This window comes from Thioclava kandeliae (assembly GCF_040297545.1).
GTDB classification, from domain to species: domain Bacteria; phylum Pseudomonadota; class Alphaproteobacteria; order Rhodobacterales; family Rhodobacteraceae; genus Thioclava; species Thioclava kandeliae.
In genome coordinates this window covers 77,968-93,926 of the sequence record NZ_JAYWLC010000003.1, presented here as the reverse complement: position 1 = coordinate 93,926, position 15,959 = coordinate 77,968, and the positions used below count along the sequence as shown (strand labels likewise).

The following is a 15,959-nucleotide window of genomic DNA, read 5'->3' as shown; positions in this document are numbered from 1 at the left end:
CAAAGGGGAAAGCCATGTTGTCTGTCGCGTCTGAACGGAAGGGTATCTCTCGCATCGATACAGAGGGGCTACCGCCAAAGGACAGGCTGCCATTCTGGCGCGATGTCGTGTGCCAGCACTTCTCCCCCGCAGCGACCGATCTGCCCGACTGGTTCAATGCCAGCAGTTTTCATGCGCGGATGACACGGCGCGATCTGGGTTCGGTCGGACTGAGCCATGTAGAGGCCTCGCCGCAAAACTCGTTGCGCGATCGCGCCTCGCTGCGGCGCGATCCGTCGGACTGTTTCTTCCTCTCCTATGTGACCGTCGGCAAGAGCGTGCTGAAACAGGGGGGGCGCGAGGCGGTGCAGGGTCCGGGAGAATTTCTCCTCTATGATTCCGCCCAACCTTTCACCTATGCTTGGAACGGCGATTATGCCGGGTACTGGCTGCGCCTGCCGCGCCATCTGCTGACCAACCGGCTTGCATCGGCCGAAGTGCTGACCGCACGCACCATCTCCGCCTCGGCCCCGATCGGGCGGCTGGTCGGTCAGATGATCGAGGAATCTTTCGGGCTTGATCTATGTGGCGAGACGCCGGCTGCACGGCGCGTTGCAACATCGCTCGTGGATCTGGTCACTGCGGCCTTCGAGACACAGACAGGGTTGGGGGCCGATTATTCCGCCCGTCATCAGGGACTCCTCGACCGGGCCAAATCCCATATTCTCGTCAATCTGGAAAATAACGACCTGAATATAGATGCGATGGTGAAGGACCTCGGTGTCTCGCGCCGGACCCTGGCGCGTCTTTTTGCCCATGAAGATACCACGCCCACCCGCTGGCTCTGGTCGCAACGTCTCGAACGCGCCCGCATGATGATCTGCGAGGCCGATGGTGCACGGATTACAGAGATCGCTCTGGCGTGCGGATTCAGCGATATCTCGCATTTCTCGCGTGCCTTCAAAGCCGAGTTCGGCATCACGGCCAAGGCAATGATGGCTGCGCGTGCGAGCTAAGCTGCAGGCGGCGCAAAATTCCAACTGGCCGGACCGGCAAAATAGATTGGCCCGCAAAACAAAGATAGGGGCGCAACATCCCATTACAGCTAGAGGGGAGAGAACCAGAACAGGGATTTGACCCATGGCTGTGCATACGCCGACAAAAGACGAACTCAAACAGACGGCGGCTGCGCTTGGCCTGTCCTTCTCGGAAAGCGAACTGACCGAGTATCACGAGCAGATCACCCAGCGCCTTCAGGCCTATACCGTTATCGCGCAGATGCCCGACGAGATCCCCGAGGTGACTTATGCCCGCACCATGGGCCATCGTCCGACCGTTGAGGAAAACCCCCATAACGCCTGGTATTGGAAAACCGCCATCAAGGGCGCGGCCAATGGCAAGCTGAAAGGCAAGAAGATCTCGCTCAAGGATAACATCATGCTGGCCGGTGTGCCGATGATGAACGGCACGCCGCATCTGGAAGGCTATATCCCCGAATTCGACGCGCCCATCGTGACGCGGATGCTCGATGCGGGCGGCGAGATCGCGGGCAAGGCGCATTGCGAGTTGCTGTGCATGACGGGCAGCTCCTTCACGAATGCCACGGGCCATGTCCATAACCCCTATAAACATGGCTATTCGGCGGGCGGTTCGTCCTCTGGCTCTGCCGTGACCGTTGCCACCGGCGAGGTCGATATGTCGATCGGTTGCGATCAGGGCGGCTCGATCCGCATGCCCTCGTCCTTCTGCGGCATCTACGGCATGAAACCCACCCACGGTCTGGTGCCCTATACCGGTATCATGCCGATCGAGATCGAGATCGACCATGCAGGCCCGATGACCCGCACTGTCGAGGATAACGCACTCCTTCTGGAAGTAATCGCGGGCGATGACGGCTATGATCCGCGCATCAAAGCGCCCGAGGTGAAGGAATACACCAAGGCACTGACGGGAAATATCCGCGGCCTGAAGATCGGCATCATGACCGAAGGCTTCCAGAGCATCTATGCCGATGAGACTGTGAACGCCAAGGTCCGCGAGGCGGCCAAGCGCTTCGAGGCACTGGGAGCCGAGGTTGTCGAGGTGTCGGTGCCGATGCATATGCAGGCCCCCTCGATCTTCGAACCGATCGTGACCCAAGGCGCCTATGCCACCATGTTCGAGGGAGACGGCTACGGGGCCTCGCGCCGCGATCTCTATGCGGTCTCCATGATGGACCATTACCGTGGCTGGCGCCGCACCGCCGATGACCTCTCGCCCACCGCAAAGATCGCGCTGATGGCAGGCCATTATATGACGCACCGCTATGGCACCCGCTTCTATGGCAAGGCGCGCAATATCACCCGCCGTCTGCGCGCGGCCTATGACGCGCAGCTGGCACAGGTCGATCTGCTGCTAATGCCCACGACCGCCACCACTGCGCAAAAGCTGCCCGGACCGGATGCGAGCCTCGCCGAGATCGTGCGCCGTGCCGCCGAGCCGGTGGCGATCACCCATCCCTTCGACATCACCCACCATCCGGCAATGTCTGTGCCCTGCGGCATGATCGATGGTCTGCCGGTGGGCATGATGCTGGTGGGCAAGCATTTCGACGAGGAAACCATCTACCGCGCTGCCCATGCGTTCGAGCAGTCGGGCGACTGGAAGACCTTCTGAACCAAGGAAACGGCCCATCGGATCAACTCGATTGACCCGATGGGCAAAGCAGGCCCGTCGGAAGCATTCTAGCCTTGGATATATGGACGCCCGCCCCGCGCGGGCCTGCCCTCCCAATTGCAGGAAGTTTTTATGTCCGACCACACTCACGGAACAATGCCCCCCGATGCGCTTGCCCTGCGCGCCCGCGCCGTCGAACAGCTAATGATCGAAAAAGGTCTGCTACGCGAAGGCGCGGTCGATGCTCTTGTCGAGATTTTCGAGCATGAGCTGGGTCCGAGGAACGGCGCCAAGATCGTGGCGCGCGCATGGACCGACCCCGACTATCTGGCGCGGTTGCGAACCGACACGAACAACGCGCTTCAGGAATACGGTTTTTCGGGGATGGAGGGATCACATATCGTGCTGTGCGAGAACACGCCCGAGATCCATAACGTTATCGTCTGCACCCTCTGTTCATGCTACCCGTGGCCGCTCTTGGGCCTGCCGCCCATGTGGTATAAGACCGCGGCCTACCGCTCGCGGATCGTGATCGAACCGCGCGCCGTCCTGGCCGAATTCAAGACCGACATCCCCAAAGATGTCGAGCTGCGCGTCTGGGACAGCAATGCCGAGCTGCGCTATTTCGTGCTGCCCATGCGCCCCGCAGGCACCGAAGGCTGGAGCGCCGAACAGCTCGAGAAGTTGGTCACCCGCAATTCCATGATCGGCACCGGTCTTCCGCTGGCTCCGCAGGATCTGGACGGAGAAGCCTCATGAACAGCGTCCATGATTTCGGCGGCATGCAGGGCTACGGGCCCGTTATCCCTGACGATGGCAACGAACCGAAATTCGTCCACGATTGGGAACGCGGAGCCTTCGGCCTCAATCTGATGTTGCAGGTGGCGGGGTTGTTCAATGCCGATACCTCGCGCCATGCGATGGAAAAAATCGAACCCATCCACTATCTGACCTCGCCCTATTACCTGCACTGGATGGAAAGCTACGAGGATATTCTTGTGGCCAAGGGCATCGCCACCCGCGAGGAGCTGCGCACCGGTAAGGCGACCGAGCCGCTGCCCGAATGGGCGCGAAACAAAGAGCTGCCGCCCAACGAGGATTTAGGCAAGATCGTGCGGGGCTATATCGACACCACCGGCGAAGCCCGCGCGCCTCGCAAATTCGGGATCGGCGAGAAGATCCGCTCGGTCAACAACCACCCTAAGGGCCATACCCGCCTGCCCGCCTATGCGCGCGGCCGGATCGGCACCATCACCGCCACCCGCGAGGCCTTTGTCTATGCCGACCAGCGCGCCCATAGCGCAGGCGAGGACCCGCAATGGATCTACTCGGTGCGCTTTGACGCCGAGGAGCTGTGGGGAGCCGATGCCGACGGGCGTGGCGCCGTCTATCTGGACCTCTACGAACCCTACATGCAGGCGCTCTGAGCCCCTGCCTGAAATCCCGCGCAAAGCGCGGGCCAAACCTGCCCGCAAGGCAGGCAACTAAAACCAAAAGACGATCCAACACGGAGAGCATCCCCGATGACCATTTCCACCCTCAGAACGACCGCCAGCTGGCTTGCCGCCTGCACGATCGCCGCCACTCTGGCCACGGCCGCCCATGCCGAGGAACCCACGCAGATGGGCAAGGGCGCCGATATCACCAGCATGTGCGGCACCAAACCCGCCCGCGTGGCCCTGATCGACGGCATCGGCGGCGACACATGGCGTCGCACGACCGAAGAAGAGCTGCGTGACGAAGCCTCGAAATGTTCCAATATCACCGAGGTCGCCTATGCGGATGCAGGCGGAGATTCGCAGAAATTCAACAGCGACATCAACAGCTTTGTCGCCCAGGGCTATGACATCATCATTCCCTTCGCAGACTTTGGCGACGCCTCCATGCCCGCCTTCCGCGCCGCCACCCGTGCAGGCGTGACCATGGTGCCCTATTTCTCCAAACTCTCCGGCACGCAAGGGCGCGACTACACCGCCAATGTCTATCAGGACCAAACCGTGGCGGGCAGCCTCTGGGCGGAATGGATTGGCCAGAATCTCGGCGATGCGAATATCGTCATGCTGGGTGGCTCGCCCGGTGCCGCCTCCTCGACCAATTTCTTCAACGGGCTGAAGGAAGGCATCAAAAAATATCCGGGCGTCAAACTGCTGCAGGACAGCTATGTCACCACCAACTGGAACATGGCCGATGCCCAACGGGCGACAGCAGGACTGATCGCCACCTACCCCAAGATCGATGCCATCGTGACCGACCATGGTCCGGCGGCGCTGGCGGTGGTCAATGCCTACCAACAGGCGGGAGAGAAGGTTCCTGCGATCCTGACCATCGCCTCGGGCAACGAGCTGAACTGCAAGTTCGAGGATGATAAGGCCGCAGGCAAAGGCTGGGATTTCTACGCGCTTGATGGCACCACCACCATCATCCGCTTCGCCTTCCGTCGCGCGCTGGCGGAATTCGAAGGGACCGAGGATCCCGAAGGCACTGTGCTGGTGCCCTATGTCTCCAATGACAGCTTCAAGAATGTCTCGCTTGGCTGCAACAAAGAGCTGCCGCCGGATGCCGATCTTAGCTCGCTTCTATCGGAAGACCAGCTGAAAAAAGTCTTCGGATACGAGTAAGCCATGACCGTGTCTTCTTCTGGAACCGATGCCCTCCGACTGGAGGGCATCACCAAGCGTTTCGGTCCAGTCACCGCGCTTGACGATGTGTCTCTTTCCGTCCGTCCGGGCGAGATCCACGCCCTTGTGGGCGAGAACGGGGCCGGCAAATCCACGCTGATGGCGGTGGCGTCGGGCGCGCTTGAGCCGGAAGAGGGCACGGTGCGCTTCTTTGGCGAGGCGCTGAGTGCCGATCCGGGCGAGACCCGCGAGAGAGGTCTGGCGATCGTGCGTCAGGAACCCTCGCTGATGCCCGATCTGACGGTGGCCGAGAATATCCATATCGGTCTGCCCAAACATCTGCGCCCCTCGGTGGGTGCGCTGCGCGAGTTCGTGCGCAGCAAGCTGGCCAGCTGGCATGACGATACCGGCATCGACCCCGATGCGCGGATCGAGAGCCTGCTGCCGGAAAAACGCTTTATCGTCGAGATCGTGAAGGCGATTGCCTCGCAGCCACGCCTTCTGGTGCTGGACGAGCCGACCGAACACCTGACAGGCCGCGATGTCGTGCGTCTGTTCGAGGTGGTGCGGGAACTGGCGGCCTCGGGCTGTGCGGTGGTCTATATCTCGCACCGTATCCGCGAGGTGCGCCAGATCGCAGAGCGGATCTCGGTTCTGCGCAACGGACGTGCGGTCGGCACGCGGGATGCGACCAATCTCTCGGAAGACGAGATCATCACCATGATCGTCGGCCGCCGCGTCGAGCGTCCCTTCCCGCCCAAACGGGCGAAGGACGTCCATTCGGAGCGGATCTTCGAGCTGCATGGCGTCTCCGGGCCGGGTTTCCGTGATGTGGTCATGCGCGTTGATCGCGGCGAGATCGTGGGACTTGCGGGCATTGACGGCCATGGCCAACGCGAGCTGATGCGCGCGCTGGCGGGCCAGAAACCCATCGAAGGCCGCGTGAATGTGGCCGAGCGCTTCGTCTCGATCAGATCGCCGCGTGACAGCCGCAAGGCAGGCATCCGTTTCGTGCCGGGCGACCGTCACCGCGAGGGTCTGCTGCCGGGCCTGTCGGTGCGCGAGAATTTCTCGCTGCGCTCCATCGAGAAGGATACCCGTGGCGGGCTGATCAATGCCGGTGCCGAAAAGCGCCGCGCCCGCACCGAACTTGCCCGTCTCGAGGTGAAGATGGCAGGCATCGAGGCGCCGATCTCCTCGCTCTCGGGCGGGAACGCGCAGAAGGTCGTGCTCACCTCGGTGCTGGCGGGCGACCCCAAGGTGCTGCTCCTTGACGAGCCGACACAGGGTGTGGATGTGGGCGCACGCGCCGAGATCTATCAGGTCATGCGGGCCGCCGCCGACGAGGGCATGAGCCAGATCGTCTGCTCGTCGGACCGTGCCGAGCTGGTGGGGCTATGCGACCGGATCTATGTCTTCTCGCGTGGCGAGATCGTGGCCGAACTGACCGGCGACGAGGTCAATGACGAGGCCATCGCTCAGGCCATGATGACGGCCACCAATGCCCGCGCCCATACGGCAGCCCTCGGCGGCAAACTGGCCAAGCTGGGCAGTTCCGACTGGGCGCCCTTCTGGATGCTGGTGGCCGCAATGCTGATCTTGGGCTCCGTAGCGGGCTGGGTGAACCCGTTCTTCCTGTCGGAACGCTCGCTGGTGAACCTGATGGTGATGACCGCGACCCTGGCGATGGTGGCCTATGGTCAGCAGCTCCTGATGCTGACCGGCGGGATCGACCTCTCTGTGGGGCCGCTGATGGGGCTTTGTGCCGTGGTGGGCTCGTTCTTCCTGTCGGGGGATCCGTGGCTGATGCCATCGCTGGGCTATGCCGCAATCATCGCTGTCGCCGCGATGGTGGGGGCGGTAAATTTCCTGCTCGTCGGCCCGCTGAAGCTGCACCCAATGGTGGCGACACTGGCCACCTACATGGCGGTGCAGGCCGTTTCGCTTCTGCTGCGTCCGGTGCCTGCGGGCATGACCGATTTCGACGTGCTCGACACAATCGGCTATCGTATGGGTGCCATACCCGCGACCTTCATCATCGCCGTGATCGCCGCCATCGTGCTCGATATCTTCCTGCTGCGCAGCGGCAAGGGCATCCGCTGGCGCGCCTTCGGTTCCAATGCCGAGGCCGCCCGTGTCGCCGGTGTCACGCCGCTCGTGATGCAGTTTGCCGCTTATGTGGGCTGCTCGGTCCTCACCGCACTGGCCGCGATCATGATGATCGAACAGGTGGCCATCGGCGATCCGCGCGCGGGCCTCGGTTACACGCTGACCTCCATCGCAGCGGTCGTCATCGGCGGCACCAGCCTGATGGGCGGGCGCGGCTTGTTTCTCGGCGCCCTTCTCGGCGCGGGCTTCATCTCGCTGGTGAATTCGGCCGCAACCTTCCTGCAGCTTGATAGCGCATGGCAGAACTACCTGCTGGGCGGGCTGATCATCGCGGCTGTGGCCTTCTACTCCTATTCCAGATCCAAGGCGGTATCGGCATGAGCAATTCAGAGGTGATCGACACGAAAGGCGCGGGCGCAAAGCCCCGCCTGCATGTCTCGGAATTCGCATGGGTCTGGCTGCCCCTCGTGCTGGTCTTTGCGGCAAGTTTCGTCCTGGCGCCCGGCACGATGCGCTGGCCCGCGCTGATGGGGATGTTGCCCTTTGCCGCCATGCTGGCGGTGGTGGCGGCAGGCCAGACCATCATTATCCAGCAACGCGGTATGGATCTGTCCTCGGGCGCAATCATGACCGTGGGCGGGCTACTCGTGTCGCGGGTCTATCTGCAGACCGGCTCTTTGACATTGGCGGTTTTAGCCACCGTCGTGCTCTGTGCCCTCATGGGGCTGGTGAACGGGATCGCGGTCTCGGTCTTCCGGATTACGCCCATCGTGGCGACGCTGGCTACGGGCGCGATCTATGCAGGCGTCGCGCGTCATGTCTCGAACGGAAACTCGATCTCGGCCCCCGCACCGCTGGCAGGCTTCGTGCATATGAAACTGGCCGGTGTGCCGGTGATCCTGATCGTTGCACTGGTTGTGGTGGCGCTGATGGCCGCCGCGATCCGCTATCTGCCGATGGGCCGCCGCTTCACGGCGGTGGGCGCAAGCCCTGCGGCGGCGACGGCTGCGGGCTTCCCCGCGCGCCCCTATCTCATGGGCACCTATGTTGTGGGCGCCATCTTCTTCGGGCTGGGCGGCATGCTGTTCACCGGCTTCATCAACTCGGCCACGATCACGGCAGGCAACGATTATCTGCTCCCCTCGATCGCGGCGGTGGTGGTCGGCGGCACGCCCTTCACCGGCGGGAAAGGCAGCGTGGTCGCCAGTGCGATTGCCGCGGTCTTCATGACCCAGCTCGGCCAGATGGTGCTGGCCATGGGCGCAGGCACGCCCGCGCAATATCTGGTGCAGGCCACTGTGATCGTTCTGGCGCTTGCCGGTCCCCGCCTGCTGGCGAAACTGCGCAAATAAGGCATGGCGGCACAGGCCGCAGCCCTTAGGAACATCCCCTGACGGGCGGAGTGCACCCCATGCTGGCTCCGCCCGTTTTTTCATGCGCCCTCCCCCACCACAGGACAGACAAAAACGGCCCCGAGGGGCCGTTTGCATGGAATGTCCGTTGATAGACCGCCCTCTGGCGGAATTACGACAAAACCATATCGCTCCGGCGGCGCCGGCAGTATTGCAACATCCCCAGCGTCGCTGCCGCGACCGCAACCAGACAGACCGAGAAAAGAACGAAGGCTGTCGCAAGACCGAGCGTATCGCTCAGATAGCCCACCACCACCGTGGGGATGGCATTCGCGATATATCCCGCCACATAGAAGCGCGAGATATAGAGCCCGCGCAGCTCGGGCGGGGCCGAAAGATTGGCCATGCCGAGCGCCCCCACGAAGGCCGCCCCGTAGAAAAAGCCCGAGACCGGCATGAGTGCCAGCATCAGAAAGCCCGAGCCGGTGGGCTCTCCCATGAGCAGCGCGCCCTGCGCGAGGGCAATCCCCAGCATGCCGAACAGGATGGCTTTCTCGGACGAGGCCCGACCCCAGACCGCCTGTCCAATACCGGCAAACAGCTGAAAGACCGCAGGGATCAGACCGGCAATCGCCGCCGAGGGCAGGATATAGACCGACTGCCCCAGATCCGCACCCAGAGCCATGAGCACCGAGCCGACCATCCATGCCGTCCCGACCCCCATACAGGCCAGCACGAAGAGCGGCCTGTTGACCTGACCTCGGGACGGCTGCGGCTTGGTGCCGGTTTTCTCGACAGGCGCCTTGAGGGGCCAATGGCACGCCATCAGCCCCGCCCCCGCCACCAGACAGAGCACGACGATCACCACGAAAGGGCTGATCGTCGGTGCCAGATCAATGGCGATGGCAGACGAGCTCAGCAGCGGGCCGACCGTCGCCCCGCCGGTAAAGGCCAACGTTGCCAGCACAGCCGCGGAGCCGCGCTTCTCAGCCGGGGTGAGGCTGAAGAGTGAGGCCGAGGCCATGCCGGTGATCATCCCCGTGCCGAACCCGTTCAGGAACCGGCCCGCAAGCAGCATCCCCAGCGAGTGGGCGCTGGCAAACATGACAGCCCCCAAAGCGGTGATCACCAGCCCGGGAAGGATCAGCCGCCGCAGGTCACGGGTCTTCTGCGCCAGTGATCCGCCCAGAAACAGCGCAGCCAGAGTGCCGCCTGCATAGATCGCAAAGATGGCTGTGCCCATCATTTTACCCAGTCCCAGCATTTCAAGATAATGCGGGTAAAGCGGGCTCGGGGCCGTGCTGCCCAGAAGGGCGGCAAAAATCGCGATGGCACAGGAGATCCGCGCCAGCAGGGTCGAGCGGGGTTGGTCTGTGACGGGGGAAGTCATGAAGATAGGCTTTCGCGCAAAAAGGGAGACTGGAGAAACGGGCCCAGATCGGGCCCGCTGGAGGATCAGTCGAAGGAGATGGCCAGCTTGCCGCGCAAGCCACCGGCTTTGAACCGTGTCTGTGCGGCTTCAAGCTCTGCCAGAGGATAGGTTTCGGAGATATGGACACGAAGCTGGCCTGCGCCGACAAGTTCGACGATCGGGGCAAGCTGCGCGCCACTGGCTTGCGCGATAAAGAACTGTGCATAGGCAAGCCCACGGGCCTTCGCGGCCACCTCATCGGGCGGGGCCACTGCCGATACCAGCCGACCGCCCTCACGCAGGGTCGCGAGGCTGCGGGCCAGCGTCGCGCCACCCGCGAGATCGAGAACCATATCGAAGGCCGGCAGACCCTCATCCCATTCCGGATCCTGATAGCTGAGCGCATGGTCGGCACCCATCTGGCTCAGCATCGCCTGATTGGCATCCGACGCCAGTGCCCAGACCTCGGCGCCCGCAGCCTTGGCGATCTGGATGGCAAGATGCCCCACGCCACCCGAACCGCCAGTGATCAGGACACGCTGGCCCTGCACGATGCGGCCGTGATCATGCAGCCCCTGCCAGGCGGTCAGTGCCACCAGCGGCAGCGCCCCCAGTCCGGCTGCGCCGACCTGCGTCAGAGCGGCATCGGGGACAACGCAGAGTTCGGAGGGGTTCATCACGATATAATCGGCAAAGCTGCCACGATCGATCTCGGGCAGCCCGATAACGAAGGCCCCCAGCAATGCAGGATCGGCCTCTGGGCCCAGAGCCTCGACCCGGCCCGCCACGTCACGCCCACCGCAATAAGGCAACGCATCGGCATCCAGCCGGGGGTAACCACCCGCGCGGATCATCAGGTCGATATAATTCAGGCTCGACCCCTCCTGCCGCACCAGAACCTGCGCGCCTACGGGAACGGGCGTCCCGATCTCGTCACAGAAGATTTTGGTATCAGGACCGAAACTGTGAAAACGCATGGCGTGCATGGAAGGCTCCTGTAGCTACGAATTGACGGGGATCAACAGCCCCCGATGTCATAGGCACCACTCGAGAAACAAGACCGTCACGATGGATTGGCCCGCACAGACCAGAGGTTTGGCCTGCACAGTCAAGCTTTTTTCCTTCACTCATACCGCCAGGACGCACCAAGATCTCAGGCAAGCGCGGCCTCGATGCGCGCCGCCATCTCCAAGAGCGCGCGATCCGCCCCGACGAGGCCATCCAGCAACAGTCCTACTGGCAGACCATCCCTGTCCAACCCTGCCGGGAGGCTCAGCGATGGACAGCCTATATAGGTTGCATAGGATACGTTCTGCGCCAGCACCGGAAGGATCGGACGGGTCTCGCCACCAACGGTGATGGTCAGGTAATCCGCGCGTTTGGCAGGCTGCACCGGACAGGTCGGCGCGATCAGCGCATCGATCCCGTGGGCCGCGAAAAGCGCGCCGTGGCGGGCCTGCATCTGCGGACGGATGATGCGCAGATAGGTTTCATGGGCCAGCGCGTTCTCGGCCGCCAGATCGGGGGTCGCCGCAAAAATCGCTTGCACATCAGGGCTGCCGATCCGGGAGGTGAACGTAGCGTAGCTCAGCCCCAGCACATCAGGGCAGAAACGGCTCCAGAATTCGTAGGATTCCACCGAGGCCGTAGGCACGTCATAGGCCTCCTGCGCCTCGCGGTAGCCTAGCGCGGGAAGGTCGATGACCTCGACAATGCCCTTTTGGGCCAAATCGGCCAGCACCGCGTCAAACCTCTCCTCGACCTTGTCGCAAAGCCCCGGTCGCGCGTCCTGCGCCAGACCCAGCCGCAAGGGGCGGTCGGGCAGCACCGGTTCGGACAGGCCGGTGGGCGCGGCAACCGCATCCAGTTCGGCCACATCCGCCACGCAATTGGCCAGAAAGCCGGGGGTGTCGCGCGACCACGAGATCGGTAGCACGCCTTGCGTCGAATAGCGCCCCGTCGATGGGCGCAGCCCCACCACGCCGCAGAAAGAGGCGGGAATCCGGACGCTTGCACCGGTATCGGTGCCGATAGCCGCAGGCACGATACCGGCCGCCACTGCCGCGCCGGACCCGCCCGACGACCCGCCCGCGGTGCGATTGTCGTCATAGGGGTTGAGGACCGCGCCATAGGCACCATTGTCCGAGGTGATCCCGAAGGCGAACTCATGCAGGTTCAGCTTGGCCGGCACCCATGCGCCGGCAGCGCGGATCCGCGCGACAATACCGGCATCCTCCGCAGGGAAATACCCCGCCATCGCGGGCGAGCCGCCGGTTGTGGCAAAGGGAACCGCGTCGATATTATCCTTCACGCCGATCGGAATGCCCGCCAGCGGACCCGAGCCTGTCTCGGGCGCGGAATAATCCTGCGCGATCACAGCATGGAGCGGGTTGGACGCGGCCAGCGTGCCCAGACGGGAAGCGAGAGCCCCCACCCCTTCAGCGGCGATGATCGCACGCGCCTGCGCCAGCGTCATCCGGTTTTCTGTCGTCATCATTCTTTCCTTCAACCGCTTACATCAACTGGGCGGCCACATCTTCCATTGCGCGCGTATCACCGATGGCCGATTGCGGCACCTCGCCGGTGATCCGCCCGCGCTTGAGGATCATCACGCGCTCGGAGAGCTGGGTGATAAAATTCAGGTTCTGCTCCACCAGAAGAAGCGTGATCGCGTGCGAGGCTTTCAGCCCGTGGAGCGTTTCGATCATTTCCTCGATGATCGAGGGCTGGATGCCCTCCGTCGGCTCGTCGAGCAAGATCAGTCTGGGGTCACCACATAGACACCGCGCGAGCGCCAGCAACTGCTGCTCGCCCCCCGAAAGTGCGCCACCCGCACGCCCCAGAAGCCGCGTCAAACGCGGGAAGGCCTGAAGGATCTCTTCGATCTTCTGGTCTTCGGGCGATTTGGACAGAAGGCACCCCATGCGCAGGTTTTCCATCACGCTCAGCGTCGGGAAAATCTGGCGGCCCTGCGGCACATAGCCGATACCTGCGCGCGCCCGCGCCTCGGTCGGGCTGCCCTTGAGCGGCGTGCCCTCGAACTCGATCCTGCCTTCGGAGGTGGGCAGGAAGCCCATGATCGTCTTCAGCAGGGTCGATTTTCCCATGCCGTTATGGCCCAGCACCGAGACAAACTCGCCCTCCCCGACCGTGAGATCCACACCGAAAAGCGCGGGCACACGGCCATAGCGGGTCTCGACACCCGAAACACTTAGCAAACTCATGCCGCAGCCTTTCCAAGATAGACATCGCGCACGCGCTGGTCGGAGAGCACCGCATCCACATCGCCCTCCACCAGCACCGCACCCTGATTGAAGACGGTCACCGTCTTGGCGATCTTGCGGATGAAGACCATGTCATGTTCGACCACCACAACCGCGCGCTCGCGATTGATCTCGCGGATGATCTGGGCGGTGCGGTCAACCTCCTCGTCGCTCATGCCCGCCACGGGTTCATCGAGCAGCACCAGATCGGGTTTCTGCGCCAGAACGGTCGCGATCTCGACCCATTGGCGCTGGCCATGCGACAGGATACCGACCTGCCGGTTGGCAATCGCCCCCAGCTCAACCCGCGCAACCACCTCGTCCACGATTTCGCGGGCCATCTTGCGGGTATGCAGGCGGGTGGCCGAGACCATGATATTCTCGATCACCGAGAGCCCGTCGAAGACATTGGGCGTCTGGGTCTTCACCCCCACCCCGCGCCGCGCAATCTGATGCGGCGAGAGACCCGCGATACTGTCCCCGCGGTGGAGAAGCGTGCCCAAACTGGGCGTGAGCTGGCCGGTGAGCATCTTGAAGAAGGTGCTCTTGCCAGCCCCGTTCGGCCCGATGAGGCAGCGCAGCTCCATCTCGCGCAGGGTGAAATCGACGTTATTGACAGCGACCACACCGCCGAAGCGCATCGTGAGGCCTTTGGTTTCGATCAAGGGCACAGTCATTCATGGGCCTCCTTTTCAAGGGACGAGCGCGCGCCGAAACGGTGCTGCAGCATCGGCCAGAGAGTGTCGCGGATCAGCGGCACCACACCTTTAGGCACCAGAAGCACGAAGACGATCAGCACCGCGCCCATCACCAGATTGGCGTCCAGCACGCTTTGCTGGCCAACAGAGCTCATCAGCCATTGCAGGACAAAAGCCCCGAGGATCGGCCCGATCAGCGTGCCAAGACCACCGACCAGCACGAAGATGATCGCCTGTGCCGAGATCGCGAGAGCGAAGATCGTGGGCGAGATATAGGCGCCCCAATTGGTGTAGAGACAGCCCGCAAGCCCTGCGACCGCCGCCGAGATCATGAAGGCGACCAGCTTGTAGAAACGTGCGTCATATCCCAGCAGTGTCACCCGTGTCTCATTCTCGCGGATAGCCACCGTCACCGCGCCAAAGCGCGAGCGCAGCACGGCATGGAGCGCGATATAGCACAGGATCAGACAGCCCATCGTCACATACCACAGCTGGTTGGGGTCCAGAACGGCCTCCGGATCGCCCGGAATATTGAGGGTCGGCACCGAGGGGATCCCGTTGAACCCGCCAAGCGCCGCCTCGCCCACACGGTAGGCATCGCCAGAGGTGGAGTTGATCAGGTTGAACAGGATGATCGAGGTGGTCATGGTGATCACGCCGACATAGGCATCGCTGATCCGGCCATAGAACATGAAATAGCCCAGAAGCCCTGCAAAGATCACCGGCACCAGAATACCCACGGCCATCGCGGGCGTGCTATCGCCGAAATTGATTGCGGCCACGGCATAGCTATAGGCGCCAAGGCCCAGAAAAGCCGCTTGGCCAAAGCTCATGATCCCCGCAAAGCCCCAGACAAAGCCCTGACTAAGCGCGAAGACCGCCATCGCCACAAAGCCCGTCAGCTGCATCACGGTGAACATATCCATGGTCTGCGGCACGGCGACCAGCGCCACGATCCCCGCCACCACGGCGGCGTAAAAGCCTGTGCGTTTGCTGGTCATAGGCTTCTCCTGAAGAAACGTCCGGTGATGCCCTGCGGCAGCAGGCGCACGATGATGATTGCCGCCACCAGCATGGCCACCTCGCCAATGATCGGGGTCGCCTTGAAGGAGACGATCTCGTTGATGGGCGAGAAGAGGGTCGAGGCAAGGCCCGTGCCGGTGACAATGGCAGGCCCGCCCCCCAGCACGGTGATGAAGGCCTTGGCGATATAGGCCGCGCCCATCGTCGGCGCCACGCCCGAGATCGGTGCCAGCACGCCGCCTGCGAGACCCGCAAGCGCCGTGCCGGTGGCGAATGTGCCCATATAGACGCGCTTGGGTGCAACCCCCAAAGCCGAGGCCATGGCCGAGTTCTGCATTGTCGCCCGCACGATCAGCCCGAGCTTGGTGAATTTCAGCACGCAAGCCACGGCGGCCAGCGCCCCGATGGCCGTCAGCACGATGACCATGCCATGCAGCCCAACATCGAAGCGACCGATCGACATATTTCCTACCGGCGAGGAGATCCCGCGCGTCTGATTGCCAAAAATCACGGTGATGGCGCCAATGATCAGAAGGCTCAGCCCCCATGTGGCCAGCATTGTATCGATCATCCGGCCATAGAGATGGCGCATCAAGAGACGCTCGGTGATCAGCCCCAACAGACCGGAAACAAGCGGCGCAAGGAGGAACATGGAGATCCAGATATTCACACCCGCGCCGGTGGCCAGAACCACCGTATAGGCGCCGATCATCATGAATTCGCCATGCGCGAGATTGATGATCTTCATCATGCCGAAGATCACCCCGAGGCCGATGGTGATCAGCACAAGCGTGCCGATCCCCACCAGAATATTATAGGCAAGAAGCCCTGTAAGTTCCATAACTTGGCCT

At 62.8% G+C, this 15,959-nt stretch carries 14 protein-coding genes and 1 pseudogene; 8 read left to right on the top strand and 7 right to left on the bottom strand.

Annotated features, from left to right (window positions below; genetic code table 11):
* The first annotated feature begins 14 nt into the window (after window positions 1-14).
* From VSX56_RS05110 to VSX56_RS05080, 8 genes and pseudogenes are all read left to right on the top strand, one after another.
* Window positions 15-995 (top strand): AraC-like ligand-binding domain-containing protein, encoded by a 981-nt coding sequence (locus tag VSX56_RS05110; RefSeq protein WP_339114594.1) that lies wholly within the window; start codon window positions 15-17, stop codon window positions 993-995.
* A 124-nt stretch (window positions 996-1,119) separates the two neighbouring features.
* Window positions 1,120-2,634 carry an amidase gene (locus VSX56_RS05105; RefSeq protein WP_339114595.1) on the top strand — a complete coding sequence of 505 codons (1,515 nt, stop codon included), beginning with the start codon at window positions 1,120-1,122 and terminating at the stop codon, window positions 2,632-2,634.
* A 132-nt stretch (window positions 2,635-2,766) separates the two neighbouring features.
* A complete protein-coding gene (gene nthA / locus VSX56_RS05100; RefSeq protein ID WP_349295366.1) occupies window positions 2,767-3,393 on the top strand; it encodes a nitrile hydratase subunit alpha in 627 nt (208 codons plus the stop codon).
* Window positions 3,390-4,061 (top strand): nitrile hydratase subunit beta, encoded by a 672-nt coding sequence (gene nthB / locus VSX56_RS05095; RefSeq protein WP_339114597.1) that lies wholly within the window; start codon window positions 3,390-3,392, stop codon window positions 4,059-4,061. The genes nthA and nthB overlap by 4 nt, the downstream gene beginning before the upstream one ends.
* Before the next feature lie 96 nt (window positions 4,062-4,157).
* Complete coding sequence (locus tag VSX56_RS05090) at window positions 4,158-5,252, top strand: substrate-binding domain-containing protein (RefSeq protein ID WP_339114598.1); 1,095 nt, start codon at window positions 4,158-4,160, stop codon at window positions 5,250-5,252.
* A 90-nt stretch (window positions 5,253-5,342) separates the two neighbouring features.
* A pseudogene (locus tag VSX56_RS20825) lies at window positions 5,343-5,762 on the top strand (ATP-binding cassette domain-containing protein); the annotation flags it as partial.
* Window positions 5,763-5,972: 210 nt separating this feature from the next.
* Window positions 5,973-7,742: an ABC transporter permease subunit gene (locus VSX56_RS05085; RefSeq protein WP_434096009.1), complete on the top strand. Its 1,770-nt coding sequence runs from the start codon at window positions 5,973-5,975 to the stop codon at window positions 7,740-7,742.
* Window positions 7,739-8,713, top strand: a complete 975-nt coding sequence (locus VSX56_RS05080) for an ABC transporter permease (protein WP_339114600.1) — start codon at window positions 7,739-7,741, stop codon at window positions 8,711-8,713. The genes VSX56_RS05085 and VSX56_RS05080 overlap by 4 nt, the downstream gene beginning before the upstream one ends.
* Before the next feature lie 172 nt (window positions 8,714-8,885).
* Here the strand turns inward: VSX56_RS05080 and VSX56_RS05075 are convergent, their stop codons facing one another.
* From VSX56_RS05075 to VSX56_RS05045, 7 genes are all read right to left on the bottom strand, one after another.
* Window positions 8,886-10,103, bottom strand: a complete 1,218-nt coding sequence (locus VSX56_RS05075; RefSeq protein WP_350935324.1) for an MFS transporter — start codon at window positions 10,101-10,103, stop codon at window positions 8,886-8,888.
* Between the two features lie 65 nt (window positions 10,104-10,168).
* Window positions 10,169-11,110 (bottom strand): NADP-dependent oxidoreductase, encoded by a 942-nt coding sequence (locus VSX56_RS05070; protein WP_350935322.1) that lies wholly within the window; start codon window positions 11,108-11,110, stop codon window positions 10,169-10,171.
* A gap of 167 nt (window positions 11,111-11,277) precedes the next feature.
* The gene (locus VSX56_RS05065; protein WP_350935319.1) at window positions 11,278-12,618 is read right to left on the bottom strand and encodes an amidase family protein; all 1,341 of its coding nucleotides are present in this window, start codon (window positions 12,616-12,618) and stop codon (window positions 11,278-11,280) included.
* Window positions 12,619-12,637: 19 nt separating this feature from the next.
* Window positions 12,638-13,348 (bottom strand): ABC transporter ATP-binding protein, encoded by a 711-nt coding sequence (locus VSX56_RS05060; protein ID WP_339114604.1) that lies wholly within the window; start codon window positions 13,346-13,348, stop codon window positions 12,638-12,640.
* Entirely contained in the window at window positions 13,345-14,064 is a 720-nt protein-coding gene (locus VSX56_RS05055; protein ID WP_339114605.1) for an ATP-binding cassette domain-containing protein, read from the bottom strand. The genes VSX56_RS05060 and VSX56_RS05055 overlap by 4 nt, the downstream gene beginning before the upstream one ends.
* Window positions 14,061-15,086, bottom strand: coding sequence for an ABC transporter permease subunit (locus VSX56_RS05050; protein ID WP_349295372.1), 1,026 nt, complete (start codon window positions 15,084-15,086; stop codon window positions 14,061-14,063). Before VSX56_RS05050 ends, VSX56_RS05055 begins: the two co-directional genes overlap by 4 nt.
* Window positions 15,083-15,949, bottom strand: a complete 867-nt coding sequence (locus VSX56_RS05045) for an ABC transporter permease subunit (RefSeq protein ID WP_339114607.1) — start codon at window positions 15,947-15,949, stop codon at window positions 15,083-15,085. Before VSX56_RS05045 ends, VSX56_RS05050 begins: the two co-directional genes overlap by 4 nt.
* Between the last annotated feature and the right edge of the window lie 10 nt (window positions 15,950-15,959).